Here is a 16,681-nt window from a genome sequence, read left to right on the forward strand (position 1 = left end):
GTGAATAACAAGAAATCCATCTTCGTCGATCGATGTGCCGATCTATTGATGGCGCACCGCCGTTGGTTGTTCGTGCTGTTTGTACTGCTGACATTGGTGTTTGCCGGCACGGCCACACGCATCAAACTGGACCCTGGTTTCTATAAAATGATCCCGCTGCAACATCCCTACATGCAGACCTTCGTTGATTATCTGAAGGTGTTTCCCGGGGCAAATCGGGTGTTAGTTAACCTTCGCTGGAAAGGTGAGGGTGACATCTACAACAAGCAATTTCTGCAAGCCTTGCGCGAAGCTACCGATGAGGTGTTTTTCATTCCCGGAGTGGACCGCACACGGGTCTCTTCACTGTTTACCCCTGATACGCGCTTTATCGAAGTGACAGAAGAGGGTTTTTACGGTGATGTGGTGGTTCCGTCGCGGTTTGGCGGAACCGATGAGGACCTTGCGGTGGTTCGGCGCAACGTGGCTCGTTCTGGTGTCATTGGACGCCTGGTCCAGATCGATCTGAAGGGTGCCCTGATTCGCGCCGATCTGCAGGAGCTCAATCCGCAAACCGGCGAGAAGGTCGATTACGAAAAAGTCGCGGCCGCACTGGAAAAAGTTAGAGCCAAATTCAGCAGCGATCAGCTTGAGGTCAATATCATCGGTTTTCCGGTATTGATCGGTGAGATTATCAACGGTTTGGTTGGGGTAATTGCGTTTTTTGGGGTTGCATTCGCGATCACTGCAATCTTGTTGTTTTTCTATTGCCGATCATTTCGCCTGACCCTGCTGACCCTGGCGGTAGCGTTGCTGCCCGTCATCTGGCTGTTGGGTTTGTTGCCGCTGCTGGGCTATGGAATCGACCCACTGTCTATTCTGGTGCCGTTTTTGATTTTCTCCATCGGTGTCTCCCATGCGGTGCAGATGACGAATGCCTGGAAGCAGTCGGTACTAGGTGGTGCCGACTCACTGTCCGCCGCGCATTCGGCGTTCCGTCGACTGTTTATTCCCGGGGCGTTGGCCTTGCTGACCAACGCACTGGGCTTCGCGGTGATCATGCGAATTCAGATCGATAGCGTGCGTGAGCTGGGCATTACCGCGTGCCTGGGCGTTCTATTGATGATCATCACCAATAAAATGATGTTGCCGATACTGCTTTCCAGAATGCGTCTGGAGAGTTCTGCGCGGAACATCAAGACCGATCCGGTCGGTCGTCATCCTGTCTGGTGGAAGCTATCGGCGGTGACGCGGCCTGGGCCGGCCATGGCTGTCTTTGTGGTTTGGCTGGCATTGCTGGTGGTGGGGACGCTGGAGTCGCGCCACCTCACGGTGGGTGATATTGGTAGCGGCGCCCCAGAGCTGCGGACCGACTCACGTTATAACCAAGACAATGAGGCCATCGTCAGCCACTACGCTATTGGCGTCGACGTACTGACAGTGGTAGTCGAAGCCAAGGGGTTCGATGGCGATGCCTGTCTGTATTATTCGGTGATGAATAACGTCGATCGTTTTGAAATGTTCTTGCGCGGCGTCTACGGCGTGCAGTCGGTGGTCAGTGTGCCGGACCTGGCCAAGGTCGGTATTGCTGCCAACAACGAAGGTAATCCGCGTTGGGCGGCGCTACCGCGAAGCAGTCAGGCGTTGCAGCAGGGATCTGCAGCCTATAACCCTGACTTGGGCTTGAATACGGACAGCTGCACTGCCATGCAAGTATTGATCTACACCAAAGATCACCAGGGTGCGACGCTTGATCACTTGACCAGGGAGATCAAACGCTACATTGCTGAGCAGCCGACTGAGGGCGTTGAGTTTCGGGTCGATCAGTCGTTCCGTCTGGCGGGTGGCAACGCTGGCGTCATGGCCGCCACCAACGAAGCTGTCGAGCAAGCGGAAGTGACCATGCTGGCCTCAATCTTCGGTGCGATCACACTCCTTTGTCTATTAACCTTCCGCTCCTGGAAGGCGGTGCTATGCATCATCATGCCGCTGGCGATTGTCTCGATCCTGTGTAATGCGCTGATGGCGCAGCTGGGGATCGGCCTGAAAGTCGCGACGCTGCCAGTCATCGCGCTGGGTGTCGGGGTAGGGGTGGATTACGGGATCTATCTCTATGAATGCATCAAGCATCATCTCGACGAAGGGGATGACTTGCGCTCAGCGTTTTATGAAGCAATGCGTCAGCGCGGGACGGCTGCGGTGTTCACTGCCGTGACTATGTCGGTCGGTGTAGGCACCTGGGCATTCTCCGCCCTGAAGTTTCAGGCCGACATGGGTATTTTGCTGGCCTTCATGTTCCTGGTGAACATGTTCGGCGCGGTGCTTTTGCTGCCGGCATTTGCCAGTTGGCTTAACGTCGGAGCCAAGGCTGAATCCAAATTCAACGCTCCAGCGTCCGTCAAGTAAAACAACACTTTCTGGTTGTACATCGCATCGACAACTTTGTTGTCGATGCACCTTTGTGCCCTCTATTTAATATTCAGTCGAGGACGTTATGCATATCGCAATACCGAGGGAGACACTCGCGGGTGAAACACGGGTTGCTGCAACCCCGGAAACCATCAAGAAGCTGATCGGCCAGGGTCATAAGGTCACTGTGCAACGCGGCGCCGGCATTAACGCCAGCGTTGTCGACAGTGCCTATGAAGCGGCAGGCGCAATTATTGGCAGCGCCAACGATGCGTTTGGTGCCGAGCTGATTCTCAAGGTAGTCGCCCCCAGCGACAGCGAGCTGACGCTGATTAAAAGCGGCACCGTTGTGGTGGGCATGCTCAACCCGTTCAGCAATGAAACCATTGCCAAGCTGGCTGAGTGCGGCATTACCGCGTTTGCGCTGGAAGCCGCGCCGCGTACCTCCCGCGCTCAGAGCCTGGATGTGCTGTCCTCCCAAGCCAACATCGCCGGCTATAAAGCCGTGTTGCTGGCCGCTCACCACTATCCTCGCTTCATGCCGATGCTGATGACCGCTGCGGGTACCGTGAAAGCGGCGCGCGTGCTGATTCTCGGCGCAGGTGTCGCTGGTTTGCAGGCGATCGCTACGGCGAAACGTCTGGGTGCAGTGATCGAAGCGTCTGACGTACGTCCTGCGGTAAAAGAGCAGATCGAATCCCTCGGCGCCAAGTTCGTCGACGTACCTTACGAAACCGATGAAGAACGCGAATGCGCCGTCGGTGTCGGCGGTTACGCACGACCAATGCCCGCCAGCTGGATGCAACGCCAGGCCCTGGCCGTGCACGAACGCGCCAAACAGGCTGACATTGTCATCACCACGGCACTGATCCCGGGCCGCAAGGCACCGACCTTGTTGAGCGCGGAAACCGTGGCGCAGATGAAGCCGGGCTCGGTGGTCATCGACCTCGCGGCAGCCCAGGGCGGTAACTGCCCGCTGACCGTGGCCGACCAAGTCGTCGTCGAGAATGGCGTGATCATTTGCGGCCCGACCAATCTGGCCGGCGCAGTCGCGGCAGACGCTTCGGCACTGTACGCGCGCAACCTGCTGGACTTCCTGAAGCTGGTCTTCAACAAAGAAGGCCAGTTCGAGATCAACCTCGAAGACGACATCGTCGCCGCGTGCCTGATGTGCCGCGACGGCCAAGTCATCCGCAAAAACGCCTAAGCAGGGATTCAGACGATGGAAGAGCTTATCTCCCCCGGTATCTACAACCTGATCATCTTCGTGCTGGCGATTTATGTCGGTTATCACGTGGTCTGGAACGTTACACCTGCACTGCACACGCCGCTGATGGCGGTGACCAACGCGATCTCGGCGATCGTGATCGTCGGCGCCATGCTGGCGGCGGCGCTGACCGTGACCCCGCTGGGCAAGACCATGGGCACCCTGGCGGTGGCCCTGGCCGCGGTGAACGTGTTCGGTGGTTTCCTGGTCACCCGGCGCATGCTGGAAATGTTCAAGAAAAAAGCCGCTCCTGCAAAAGCGCCTGCAGTGAAGTCAGCAACAGGTAAGGTAGAGGTGCAAAACGCATGAGCATGAACCTGGTTACCTCCCTGTATTTGTTCGCGTCGATCTGCTTCATCCAGGCGCTCAAGGGCCTGTCGCACCCGACCACGTCGCGGCGCGGCAATGTGTACGGCATGCTCGGCATGGCTTTGGCGATCCTCACCACCGTGGGCCTCGTCTATAAGCTGGGCGCCGAGTTGGCCACCGCCGGTATCGGTTACGTCATCGTCGGTCTGTTGGTCGGCGGTACCGCCGGGTCGATCATGGCCAAGCGCGTCGAGATGACCAAGATGCCGGAACTGGTCGCCTTCATGCACAGCATGATCGGTATGGCTGCGGTGTTCATCGCCATCGCTGCTGTCGTAGAGCCGCAATCGCTGGGTATCGTCAAGCAACTGGGTGATGCGATTCCTGCCGGTAACCGCCTGGAGCTGTTCCTCGGTGCCGCCATCGGTGCAATCACCTTCTCCGGTTCGGTGATCGCGTTCGGCAAGCTGTCGGGCAAGTACAAGTTCCGCCTGTTCCAGGGCGCACCCGTACAGTTCGGCGGCCAGCACAAGCTGAACCTGCTGCTGGGCCTGGCGACACTGGGCCTCGGCGTGACCTTCATGCTGACCGGCAACCTGAACGCCTTCGCGCTGATGCTGGCCCTGGCCTTCGTGCTGGGCGTGCTGATCATCATCCCGATCGGCGGCGCGGACATGCCGGTGGTGGTGTCGATGCTCAACAGCTACTCCGGCTGGGCAGCGGCGGGTATCGGCTTCTCGCTGAACAACTCGATGCTGATCATCGCCGGTTCGCTGGTGGGTTCGTCCGGTGCGATCCTCTCGTACATCATGTGCAAAGCCATGAACCGATCGTTCTTCAACGTACTGCTCGGTGGTTTCGGCAATACCGCGGATGCGGCTGGTCCTGCTGGCTCGAAAGAAGCCCGTCCGGTGAAATCCGGTTCGGCTGACGACGCGACTTTCCTGCTGACCAACGCCGACACCGTGATCATCGTTCCAGGCTACGGCCTGGCAGTGGCACGGGCGCAGCACGCGCTGAAAGAGCTGACCGAGAAGCTGACCCATCGCGGCGTGACCGTGAAGTACGCGATCCACCCGGTCGCCGGTCGTATGCCTGGCCACATGAACGTATTGCTGGCCGAGGCCGAAGTGCCTTACGACCAGGTGTTCGAGATGGAAGACATCAACTCTGAGTTTGGCCAAGCTGACGTGGTGCTGGTGTTGGGCGCCAACGACGTGGTCAACCCGGCCGCCAAGAACGATCCGAAATCGCCAATTGCCGGCATGCCGATTCTCGAAGCGTTCAAGGCCAAGACCATCATCGTCAACAAGCGCTCGATGGCCAGCGGCTATGCCGGTCTGGACAACGAACTGTTCTACCTCGACAAAACCATGATGGTCTTTGGTGACGCCAAGAAAGTCATCGAAGACATGGTCAAAGCCGTCGAGTAAAGCCTCCACAAGTACCTCTGCCGCCCGCTGGCGCAATGCCGGTCGGGCGAGCTACTGCTTGGCAAAAAATGACCCGCTGTTCGCTATTAATCCCTCAACATCAAATCGCCCAAGTTGACTACTCCAGTCAGACGATGCGCGAAAGATTTAACTCTATCCATACTTGGCACAACTTCTGAGCGACGACCACACAAAGCGGTTGCGACGCTACAGGTAGAGCCCAGCGATAAGGAGAAAAACCATGAAGTTTTCGTTAATTTATGAAGCACAAACCACAGACTCTTCGCGCGAAGGTGACCGGAAGGTGTTTGACGATACCGTCGAGCAAGTAGTGCTGGCGGACAAGCTCGGTTTCGATGTGGTATGGGCGGTAGAACACACTGCCCTGAGCAACTATTCGCATTCGAGCGCACCTGAAACGTTACTGGCATTTCTCGCTGGCAAGACTGAACGCATTGGTATTGGTCACGGTGTGGTGTGCTTGCCTCCGGCGATGAACCACCCGGTAAAAATCGCTGAACGAATCTCTACTCTCGACCTGTTATCCAAAGGGCGAGTGCATTTCGGTATGGGTAAAGGTGGAACGCAGCAAGAGGCAGGCACCTTCGGTTACGACCTGGCCAAGTTGCAGCCGCAAATCGACGAAATGATGTACTTGATCCCGAAAATGTTTGTTCAGGATGAGATCGAACATGACGGCGAATTCGTCAAGATTCCACGTCGCCCTATCCATCCAAAGCCCTACCAATACCCGCATCCTCCGATGTATATGGCCTGTACCAATGCGACCAGTCTGGCGACTGCGGGGGGGCGTGGTCTTGGCGCTCTGGTCCTTGGGTTTGGCGGTCCTGATGAGGTCGCGAAAAAGAATGCAACCTACCGAGAGGCATTTGCCAATCGCAAGGCTGAAGATCAGGTGGGCTTCCGCCCGACCGAGCATTTGGCGGCCCTTTGCCCAGCTATCGTCATGCAGGACGGACAAGCAGCCCGCAAGATCGGGATACGTGGGCAGCGCTACTTCCTCGAGTCCCTGGCTCACTGGTACACGGGAGGGGAGAAGCCTGATCCATCGAAGTGGGATGAGGATGTAACCACCACGGGTAGCGGGCAAGCTGTACTCAATACCTCGTGGGGATCCGAGAAAGTATCGGTGGACTTCAGTGATCCGTCCCTTGAGTTGCTCAATCCCAATCATGCCTATGGCACGGTTGCCGACTGTATTGGTTATGTCCAGCGGCTCGTGGATGCCGGCGCGGATGAAATTCTATTCATTTGCCAGATGGGGACTATTCCGCAGGAGGCTCAACTGGAGACCATTCGTAACATCGGCGAGCATGTCATCCCTTATTTCCGCGATGTACTTGTCAAAGGACGGGAAACGGCTGTAGAGGCCTGATCAACAGAATACGGGCGTTGCTCCGGCGGGAGCAGCGTCGCTTTGTGGGGTAAGTGTATTCGAGAGGCGTACGGATAAAATCGAGGTATTTTCGGCCCTCGTCCAAATGAAGGATGTGAGGGGGGATCTGCAAAGCAATAGTAAGGGCACCTGCTGATAAGGAAGCGCTCAACGTCCTGAACACAGGTCGAGACGCATCACTCACAGGGGCTTTGGCGGCAGTAGTGAAATGGCCGGCAAGCGTTCCAGGGCGAACAATAAATTCAATACTGTCCCGGAGGCGAAACTGAAATGAACGCTCGAAATTGCAAGGCGAACGCTGGCGGTCCACGGCTGCGTTTAAAGCTGAATATGGTGACGTGCGCCTTTGTCGCAATGGGAGTGTCCTCAGCGCATGCGGGGAACTTCCAATTTGGTGACGGCATCAATGTCGATTACCTCACGACCGTCAATTATGGCTTGAATGTACGTGCTGAAAAACAATCGAATGACTTGATCGATAACAACATCAACGGCGATGACGGTGATCGCAATTTCAAGCGAGGGAGCATCGTCAACAATCGCATCAGTGCCATAGGTGAAATGAATATTTCCAAGGATGGCACCGGCGTAATGCTGCGTGGCTCGACCTTTTACGATTTTGCCTACAACACCTCGAACGACAACAACTCGCCGGACACGATCAACAAATTTGGTCCCGTAGACCACTTTTCATCCCAAGCTAAAGACCGCAGCGGATCACGTACTCGCCTCCTTGATGCTTATGCCTATACGGGTGGCGCGGTAGGTGATAGCAGCTTCTACGATCTGCGAGTCGGTAATCAGGTGGTCGCGTGGGGTGAGAGTCTGTTCATCTCCGGGATTTCTGCGGTGCAGGGGCCGGTAGATGCGACCAAAGCCAACGTGCCAGGAACCGAGGTCAAGGAAATACTGCTACCGGAAAGTCAGATCGCCGGAAGCTTTTCCTTCAATGACTGGACGTTGCTCAGCTATTACCAGTTCAAGAGTCACCCGTACGAACTGTCGCCGGTGGGTGATTACTTCTCCACCACCGATGTAGTGGGTGCCGGTGCACGATACATTCGTTTCTCTGAGGGTGATCTGGCCAGCGTGGGCAAGCTCGCACGGACCAGCGACGAGGATGCGCGTGACAGTGGGCAGTGGGGCCTTGGTGTGCGTTATATGCTGACACCGAACACCCAGGTGGGTGTTTATCGGCTGCGTTACCACGACCGTCTGCCGAGTGTCCTGCTCAACCCGACTGCAGGTACGTACACCGTCAAATATTTTGAAGATATTGATCTGACGGGGGCCAGCGTCTCCACCCGTATTGGTGACTGGCAGGTATCGGGCGAGGTCAGCTACAAGGATGGCTTGCCACTCGCCAGCACCACCGTTGGCGTCTCTCGTGGTTCTGCCAGCCAAGCGCAAATCTCGACCATCAGGACCTGGGGCGCGAGCTGGATTGCCCCGCAAACCACGCTGGTGGCCGAAGTCGGCGCCTTGCATGTCAATGACATAGACCAAGGCAAACTGGCGGGAGATCGTAACGCTCAGATGGGCCAAATGACGGCGACCATGACTTATCCCGACGTCTTCAGTGGCTGGGACATGTCGGTACCAGTCAGCTATGGCCGTCAGTTCAATCAGTCTTCAGTGGGGACCTTCGGGTTTGGCGGCGATGGAGATTCGCGCGCCAGCATCGGCGCCAAGTTCAAGTACCTGAGCAACCTGGAAGTCGGGCTGACGTACAACGCCTTCCTCGGTTCGCCAGACCCGGTGGAACGTCCTCTGGCCGATAGAGACTTCGTCTCCTTCAACGTCAAATACGACCTGTAAAAAGACAAGAACAGGAGATTTACGATGACGATTAATGTACTTCGTACTGCAGCGGTCACCGTGTGTTTGAGTTTTGCATTGACCCAACCGGTTTGGGCAAAAGTGTCCGCTGATGAAGCAGCCAAACTGAAGGGCAACCTGACGTGTGTCGGGGCCGAGAAACAAGGCAATGCTGATGGATCGATTCCAGCTTTTTCCGGCAAATGGTTGGGTGTTCCACCACAACTCAAATTCCCTGGGACGGGCCACTACTGGCCTGATCCGTATGCGGATGAAAAACCTCAGTTCACCATTACTGCGCAGAACATGGCCCAGTATGCGGACAACCTGACTGCTGGCCAGCAAGCGCTGCTGAAAAAATATCCGGATACCTTCAAGATCCCGGTCTACGCCAGTCATCGTGATTTCCGTTATCCGGATTGGGTGTGTGCAACAGCCGAAAAGAACGCTACTCAAGCAGAAATGGTCGACAACGGCGAGGGGTTCATCGCAACCACTGGAGCACCTCCATTCCCGATTCCAAAGACCGGGCTGGAACTGTTCTGGAACTTCAACAACACCTCTTTGCAACCCTGGACTGAGGCCTCGGTCCAGCAGCAAGCCGTAGTTTATCCGGACGGTAACACCGCATGGGGTGAGGTGGACATGCGCTGCCTGTCCCCACGAGGCGAGCCGACTGTGCGAAGGAGCACTGATTCTGATGAACAACCTTACGGAGGTGTGAACTCCTGGTGTTTCGTCAAAACCATCCTTCCGCAGCGGGATAAAGGCTCAGTGTTGGTGGCGGGCGACTACTTCAACTACGCCAAGCGCCCTCGGGATGCTTATCAATACAACCCAGGCACCCGTCGTGTACGCCAGCTACCTTCCTTCGGTTTTGATATGCCGCAAGGGCCGGGAGGTTTCCGCACGGTGGACGACGATCACTTGTTCAACGGTTCGCCAGAACGGTATGACTGGAAAATTGCGGGCAAGCGTGAAATCTACATTCCCTGGAACAGTTATCGTATCCACCAAAGCGACGTGACCACGGATGAGTTGCTCAAGAATAAAGGTCATATCAACACCGACAAGATGCGCTTTGAGAAGCATCGTGTCTGGGTGCTCGAAGGTAATCTCAAGCCTGGCTTCCGGCATCAATATGCCAAGCGCGTGATTTACGTTGATGAGGACACTTGGGCGGGGGTGACCGCGGACGAGTACGACAGCCGTGGCCAACTCTGGCGTACGGTGCTGACCAACTGGCTATACGCCTATGAGATCCAGGGCTACTACTACGGCGTGGTGGGACATCATGACCTGATCTCCGGTGCCTACTTGGTCGACCGGATGACCATGGGCCGTGGTGCGCCAAAACTCAACGAGGGGGGGATGACTCCAGCCATGTTCACGCCTGAGGCGGCTGCTCGCGCCGGTCGTTAACGATCATTTGCTGAACAGTTAACCAGAGAATGCCCCGGCCAGTCCGGGGCATTTTCATCATGGGGGCATCATCAGTGATGAATCATATCGACTGGCCTGATCTGACCTTCGATTACCGTGGCCGACATGTGTTGGTTACCGGTGGAACCAGTGGAATCGGTGCCGTGATCGCTGCGGCTTACAGCACAGCAGGCGCGCATGTGAGTGTGACCGGAACGCGTCCGGCAGCAGCCGACTACCCAGAGGATCTAAGCGACTACTGCTATCTGCCACTCAATGTGCTTGATAACGATCAAATAGAAAACGTTTCGTGTGCTTTGCCGCAACTCGACATCCTGGTGCATTGCGCGGGGGTGGCCCTGTGCGGTGATGGTGGCAGTGAGTTCGACCCCGAAGCGTTTGAGCGTGCATTGCAGATCAATCTGTCGAGCTTCTATCGCATGGCCCTGGCTCTATGCCCGAAGCTGGCAGTGAGTTCGCTGCCGGGTGGCGCGAGTGTGATCAGCATTGCCTCAATGACATCGTTCTTTGGCAATCCGCAGGTCCCTGGCTATGGCGCGGCAAAGGCAGGGCTGGTGCAGCTGAGCAAAACACTGGCCATCGCGTGGGCCGGGCAGGGGATTCGAGTCAATGCAGTAGCGGCGGGCCTGACGGAGACTCGCATGACGGCAAACCACATCGCCAATGATCAAGCGCTTGAGCCTTTGCTGCAGCGAACGCCACTCAAACGAGTCGCCCGGCCGGGGGACATCGCCGGCGCCGTGCTCTTTCTGACCAGCTCCGCTGCCGCATTCATCACGGGGCAAACGCTGCCGGTTGATGGCGGCTATTCGGTGGTGGGGTAGATCATCCAATAACTCTTAGGAGCCAGTCATGGCCCAGATTATTCCAAGTGCCGAACATATTCGTCAGATGTTCGAACGTTATGCTTTTTGCCTGAGTGAAGGTGACGTTGAGGGTGTCGTATCGTTGTTTGCTCCAGAAGCATTATTAGAGGATCCAATAGGAACCGAATATCGCGGACATGCGGCAATCCGCGATTTTTTTCAACGCAGCTTCAACGGTGTCGGCGGTCGCATACGCTTCGAGCCTGAAGGTCCGGTGCGCATTCACAATGAGCATGCCGCCTGTGCCTTTACGGCCATCTGTGATCGTGTCGACCCACCCTTTGAGGTCGATACGCTAGACATCGCTCGGTTCGATGAGCAAGGGCAGTTTGGCTCGTTGGTTGCGATCTGGAGTCAAGCCAACGTGCGCACGGGAGGGTCTCTGAAATGAACAGCCCCACGATCCAATCGCATTCTACCGGGCATCTGCGTTGGGCTATGCCCGCACTGCTAGCCAGTTCGCCGGCAATGGCCTTGTTGTACACCGCCGTTAGTCCGGTACTGCCGGAGCTGGCCGACTATCTGGGTGGAGAACCTGGCGAGGCGGCATTGATGGCGCAACTGGTGATGATGGTTCCGAGCATCGGCTTGATGGTTGGCGGCCCGCTGACCGGCTGGTTGGTCGATCGGCTGGGGGCGAAATTTTTACTGATTGCCTGTGCCGGAATCTATGCGCTCACCGGGTCGGCAGGTCTGTATCTGGACAGTGCCTGGAGCTTATTGCTGACTCGCTTTGTTCTGGGGATGGCCGCGGCGGGATTGGGTACGTCCACGCTGGTATTGATCGGCGAAAGCTTCGATGCCCAGGCTCGCAATCGAATCGTGGGCTATCAGTCGGCGTGCGGCGCGCTGATGGGCTTGCTGTCGATGCTATTGGCGGGATATCTAGGCCAATTGGCTGGCTGGAGGCTGCCCTTTAGCTTCTATTTGCTCGGCGTGCCGCTGCTGGTGTTGTCGATGCTGGTGATCCCCAAGCGTTCGGTTGCTCGAATTTATCAGGGACATGAGTCGACAGCGAAGAGTTCGGTGCGCGGTTTGATTCCTCTCTATCTAAGCTTTATCCCGTTGTATGCCGCGTTTACCAGTAGCACGCAAACGTCGTTTCTGCTGGCGGAAAGTGGTGTGACCAAGCCGACGATACTGGCACTGGTACTTGCAATGTCAGCGCTTGCCAACACGGTGGGAGCCACCGGATATGGATTTCTGCGGAGCCGGATGGGAAGTCGTCGCGTGTTTTTTCTCGGGCTCATCGCGCTTTCGATCGGGCATGTGGTGTTGGGCTTGTCCAGTGGTGCATTGGTAGCCGGTCTAGGGTGCGCCATGACGGGCCTGGGAGCAGGAATTCTGACTCCACATCTTGTCAATCTGGTGCTCGACCGGGCCGGCGAAAGCCAGCGAGGACGAGCCGTTGGCGTCATGTACAGCGCACTGTTCCTTGGCAGCTTCCTCAATCCACTGCTCATGGCGCCTTTGGCCGCATGGTTTGGACGTCATACGGCGGTGTTGGGGATCGGCATAGTGTTGACGATTTTTGCGTTGCTCATTCTATTGCGGCGTGAACGGGCTGATCAATCGCCGACGGCTACTGCCCGAGTGCCGTCTTCGCCAGCAAGCTGAATCACGATGAGTATGGCTGACGCCTGAGTATTTCCAGGCGGATGCCGTTCGGGTCGCTACAGGACAAACCGCATAGACCGCGTCGGTCCTGTGCGCGAAAGTGGACGATACCGCCTCTTGCCTCGATAGCATCTGCAGCGGTGGTAAGGTCGGTGGCGGACAACATCAGAAAGTTAAAGCCGTAACTGCTCAATGGCGCCCGAGTGAGTGAACCGAAGCAAAGTGGATGATCAATTTTAAGCAGTTCGAGTGTGTCGCCTTGGATGTTTCGGACCATCTGCGCACTGAGGCGGACGTCGTCCAGTTCGTTGATGGTGTCCAGCCACTCGCTTTGCAAATCGAAACGTTCGGCTTTGGCAAAGTTGAGTTGCGAATAGAAGTCGAGGGTAGGCTCTATCGCTGAAGTACACATCCCTGAATGCGAAAAACGGTCATTTTCTTCCGGGTGGTGCATGAGTTCGATACGAATCCCGTTCGGGTCGGTGGCATACATCATCGTGACCTGCGCCTCGGAAAAAAATGCACGGGTGTGCGGGTAGATCTTGCCACCCGCTGCATCAATCCGTTCTGCACTGCGCGAAATATCGGCCACCCAGAATGCCAGGTGCGTCAGTCCGTATTGATTGTTAGGGCGTCGTTCCAGTGAGCCCGAGGATTGTGGGTTATCCAGTTCAACCAGGGTTAAATCTACACCTTGAGCGTTGCGGACGCTTTGAAGACGGCCCCGTGGATTGTGGAGTTCGCCGCTTCCTGGAAGGCAGGCCAGGTCCCGTGTGTGCGGTGAGAGTTGCGGCGTAAAATCCAAGGCATCTTTATAGAAACGCACTGATCTATTGAGGTCATGGACGCATAAGCCTCTGGCCTTGAACTGAATATTCATCGCTTCTCTCTTCATTGATCAGTGCTGTGGATTAGTACCTTGCCGGTTGACGTATCCGCTTCCCGCGCGCGTTGAAGATCCTCCTTTTGTATTGTTCGGCCATCGTCCGCTTGGACTAACAAAACAACGTTCAACCTATTGCTGCCGCCCCGATGCAATCTCGCTCAAAAGTAGTCCGGACGGACGATGGATGACGCGCTTCATTGCCGTAATTTCAATTCAAAGGCCTGTCGCCGACGAGACGCTAAAGCGGTCGTTACGGGGATTGGTGTGAGTAGAAATCAGCCAGGAGAGAGCTCGGGCATGAACGTCGAAAATAGAGAACCATTGGCCGAGCATTCGCAAGCGCGTGTGCTCCCAAGCGCAACACTGACTCACTTGCAGCGTCTCGAAGCTGAAAGCATCGATATCATGCGCGAAGCGGTATCGGACAGTGAAAACCCGGTGATGATGTACTCCATCGGCAAAGACAGTTCGGTGATGCTGCATTTGGCAATGAAGGCTTTTTACCCTTCCAAGCCGCCGTTCCAGTTCCTTCACGTGGACACCACGTGGAAGTTCCGCGAGATGATCGAGTTCCGCGACAAGACCGCGGAAAGGCTGGGCATGGATTTGTTAGTGCACATCAATCCGGAAGGGTTGGAGAAGAACATCAATCCTTTTGATCACGGCTCTTCGCTGCACACTGACATCTGGAAAACCCAAGGTCTCAAGCAGGCACTGGACAAGTACGGCTTTGATGCAGCGTTCGGTGGTGCACGCCGCGATGAAGAGAAATCACGCGCCAAGGAGCGCATCTTCTCGTTCCGCTCGGCCCAGCATCGCTGGGATCCGAAAATGCAGCGACCAGAGCTCTGGCGGTTGTACAACTCTCGCAAAAACAAAGGCGAGAGCATTCGGGTATTCCCCCTGTCGAACTGGACCGAACTGGATATCTGGCAATACATCTATCTGGAAAACATCGAGCTGGTTCCGCTGTACTTCGCCAAAGAGCGTCCTGTGGTCGAGCGCGACGGTACGCTGATCATGGTCGATGACGAGCGCATGCCATTGCTTCCAGGCGAAACTCCGATGATGAAAAGCGTGCGCTTCCGAACCTTGGGTTGCTACCCCCTGACCGGCGCTGTCGAGAGTACTGCTTCGACGTTGCCGGAAATTATTCAGGAAATGCTCCTGGCTAAAACCTCCGAGCGCCAGGGTCGTATGATCGACCACGACTCAAGCGGCTCGATGGAGAAGAAAAAACAAGAGGGGTACTTCTAATGGCACACGTTTCTGATTTGATTGGCGAGGATATCGAACAGTATCTGCACGCCCACCAGCACAAGAGTTTGCTGCGTTTCATTACCTGCGGCAGTGTCGATGATGGCAAAAGTACCCTGATCGGTCGATTGCTCTATGAATCGAAGATGCTGTTTGAAGACCAACTCTCTGCACTGGAAGCTGATTCCAAAAAAGTCGGTACCCAAGGGGGGGGGCTGGACTTTGCACTGTTGGTCGATGGCTTGAGTGCAGAGCGCGAGCAGGGCATTACCATTGATGTGGCTTACCGATTCTTCTCCACCGACCGCCGTAAATTCATCGTTGCAGATACCCCGGGCCACGAGCAATACACCCGCAATATGGTTACCGGAGCTTCGACCGCCGATGTGGCAGTCATCCTGATCGACGCCCGTCGTGGTGTGCTGACTCAGAGCCGTAGACACAGCTATCTGGTGTCTCTGATCGGTATTCGCCATGTGGTGCTGGCAATCAATAAACTCGACATGGTCGATTACTCACAAGCGCGATACGACGAGATCGTTGCTGAGTACCGTACATTCGCGCAGCAGATTGGTATCGAACAGTTCCAGGCCATTCCGATGTCGGCGCTCAAGGGTGACAACATCATCGACAAGAGCCCTAATACGCCTTGGTACGACGGTCCGACACTGATGGAGTACCTGGAAACGGTCGAAATCGACAATGATCTGTTGATTCGTGGTCCTTTCCGTATGCCTGTGCAATGGGTCAACCGTCCGAACCTGGATTTCCGTGGTTTTTCGGGGCGTATCCTTGGCGGTGCGATCAAGCCGGGCGACCGGGTTCGTGTCCTGCCATCCGGGCGCGAGAGTACGGTCAAACGTATCGTCACTTATACCGGTGACCTACCGGTTGCTGTGGCGGGACAGTCGATCACCTTGACCTTGGCGGATGAAGTCGATATCAGCCGTGGCGATGCCATTGTTACGGTCGATGCGCCGGCATCGGTGGCGGATCAGTTTGAAGCCAATCTGGTCTGGATGAGTGATGAGGCATTGGTGCCTGGGCGTCAGTACCTGATGAAAATCGGCGCCAAGATCGTGACCATGACCATTGCCGCGCCCAAGTACAAGGTCAATGTAAACACCCTTGAACACTTGGCGGCCAAGACCCTGGAACTCAACGAAATCGGTGTGTGCACCCTCAGCCTGGATCAGGCGGTGGCGTTTGACCCCTACACCGAAAACCGTGACATGGGCAGCTTCATCATCATCGATCGGGCCAGCAACACTACGGTCGCTGCGGGAATGTTGCACTTCGCCTTGCGCCGTTCGCAGAATATTCACTGGCAGGCCATTGAGGTCAACAAAGCCGCGCATGCGAAACTTAAAGGGCAGCGTCCCGCGGTAGTCTGGTTTACCGGTTTGTCCGGTGCCGGCAAGTCGACCATCGCCAACTTCGTGGAAAAACGCTTGCACGCATTGGGTCGCCATACGTATCTGCTGGACGGCGACAACGTGCGTCACGGTTTGAACAAAGATCTTGGTTTCACCGAAGCGGATCGAGTAGAGAACATCCGTCGAGTCGCCGAAGTCTCGAAGCTGATGCTTGATGCCGGTTTGATCACCCTGGTTTCGTTCATCTCACCATTCCGTACCGAACGTGATATGGCCCGCAGCCTGATGCAGGAGGGCGAGTTCTGCGAAGTGTTCGTCGACACGCCGTTGGGAGTGGCCGAAGAGCGTGATCCGAAAGGGTTGTACAAAAAAGCACGGCGTGGCGATCTGAAAAACTTCACGGGTATCGACTCGCCGTATGAAGCGCCAGAGAATCCTGAGTTGCGTATCGACACCACCTCGCTATCGCCCGAAGATGCGGCGGAGCGTATTGTCGAACACCTACGCACCATGGGCATCCTGACCTGAGTGCGTCGAGCCTGAAGCTGCCCGGATAAGTCTTCGGACTTATTTGGGCAGTGTCGATCACGCAGATGGAGAATTG

At 56.1% G+C, this 16,681-nt stretch carries 13 protein-coding genes; 12 read left to right on the forward strand and 1 reads right to left on the reverse strand.

Going from position 1 to position 16,681, the window contains the following annotated elements; all coding sequences use genetic code 11:
• Positions 1 to 48 precede the first annotated feature (48 nt).
• The 10 genes from QF010_RS06865 to QF010_RS06910 all read left to right on the forward strand — a co-directional run bounded on the left by QF010_RS06865 (position 49) and on the right by QF010_RS06910 (position 12,558).
• Positions 49 to 2,385: an efflux RND transporter permease subunit gene (locus QF010_RS06865; protein ID WP_429532875.1), complete on the forward strand. Its 2,337-nt coding sequence runs from the start codon at positions 49 to 51 to the stop codon at positions 2,383 to 2,385.
• 88 nt (positions 2,386 to 2,473) lie between these two features.
• The gene (locus QF010_RS06870; RefSeq protein WP_429532690.1) at positions 2,474 to 3,595 is read left to right on the forward strand and encodes a Re/Si-specific NAD(P)(+) transhydrogenase subunit alpha; all 1,122 of its coding nucleotides are present in this window, start codon (positions 2,474 to 2,476) and stop codon (positions 3,593 to 3,595) included.
• 15 nt (positions 3,596 to 3,610) lie between these two features.
• Positions 3,611 to 3,964, forward strand: coding sequence for an NAD(P) transhydrogenase subunit alpha part 2 (locus QF010_RS06875; protein WP_429532691.1), 354 nt, complete (start codon positions 3,611 to 3,613; stop codon positions 3,962 to 3,964).
• Complete coding sequence (locus QF010_RS06880; RefSeq protein WP_429532692.1) at positions 3,961 to 5,397, forward strand: NAD(P)(+) transhydrogenase (Re/Si-specific) subunit beta; 1,437 nt, start codon at positions 3,961 to 3,963, stop codon at positions 5,395 to 5,397. The genes QF010_RS06875 and QF010_RS06880 overlap by 4 nt, the downstream gene beginning before the upstream one ends.
• 241 nt (positions 5,398 to 5,638) lie before the next feature.
• A complete protein-coding gene (locus QF010_RS06885) occupies positions 5,639 to 6,793 on the forward strand; it encodes an LLM class flavin-dependent oxidoreductase (protein ID WP_429532693.1) in 1,155 nt (384 codons plus the stop codon).
• Positions 6,794 to 7,084: 291 nt separating this feature from the next.
• Positions 7,085 to 8,632 (forward strand): DUF1302 domain-containing protein, encoded by a 1,548-nt coding sequence (locus tag QF010_RS06890; RefSeq protein ID WP_429532694.1) that lies wholly within the window; start codon positions 7,085 to 7,087, stop codon positions 8,630 to 8,632.
• 24 nt (positions 8,633 to 8,656) lie between these two features.
• The gene (locus tag QF010_RS06895) at positions 8,657 to 10,054 is read left to right on the forward strand and encodes a DUF1329 domain-containing protein (RefSeq protein ID WP_429532695.1); all 1,398 of its coding nucleotides are present in this window, start codon (positions 8,657 to 8,659) and stop codon (positions 10,052 to 10,054) included.
• 77 nt (positions 10,055 to 10,131) lie between these two features.
• Positions 10,132 to 10,899, forward strand: coding sequence for an SDR family NAD(P)-dependent oxidoreductase (locus QF010_RS06900; RefSeq protein ID WP_429532696.1), 768 nt, complete (start codon positions 10,132 to 10,134; stop codon positions 10,897 to 10,899).
• Positions 10,900 to 10,927: 28 nt separating this feature from the next.
• Positions 10,928 to 11,332 (forward strand): nuclear transport factor 2 family protein, encoded by a 405-nt coding sequence (locus QF010_RS06905; RefSeq protein WP_429532697.1) that lies wholly within the window; start codon positions 10,928 to 10,930, stop codon positions 11,330 to 11,332.
• The gene (locus tag QF010_RS06910) at positions 11,329 to 12,558 is read left to right on the forward strand and encodes an MFS transporter (protein WP_429532698.1); all 1,230 of its coding nucleotides are present in this window, start codon (positions 11,329 to 11,331) and stop codon (positions 12,556 to 12,558) included. Before QF010_RS06905 ends, QF010_RS06910 begins: the two co-directional genes overlap by 4 nt.
• 1 nt (position 12,559) lies before the next feature.
• On the opposite strand, the gene QF010_RS06915 is transcribed toward QF010_RS06910, so the two are convergent.
• Positions 12,560 to 13,438: a VOC family protein gene (locus tag QF010_RS06915; protein ID WP_429532699.1), complete on the reverse strand. Its 879-nt coding sequence runs from the start codon at positions 13,436 to 13,438 to the stop codon at positions 12,560 to 12,562.
• 303 nt (positions 13,439 to 13,741) lie between these two features.
• Here QF010_RS06915 and cysD point away from each other — a divergent pair, with 303 nt between their 5' ends.
• Complete coding sequence (cysD, locus tag QF010_RS06920) at positions 13,742 to 14,701, forward strand: sulfate adenylyltransferase subunit CysD (protein WP_429532700.1); 960 nt, start codon at positions 13,742 to 13,744, stop codon at positions 14,699 to 14,701.
• Positions 14,701 to 16,605, forward strand: coding sequence for a sulfate adenylyltransferase subunit CysN (gene cysN, locus QF010_RS06925; protein ID WP_429532701.1), 1,905 nt, complete (start codon positions 14,701 to 14,703; stop codon positions 16,603 to 16,605). Before cysD ends, cysN begins: the two co-directional genes overlap by 1 nt.
• Positions 16,606 to 16,681: the final 76 nt, after the last annotated feature.

It is taken from the genome of Pseudomonas silensiensis (assembly GCF_050434865.1).
Lineage (GTDB): Bacteria > Pseudomonadota > Gammaproteobacteria > Pseudomonadales > Pseudomonadaceae > Aquipseudomonas > Aquipseudomonas fluorescens_W.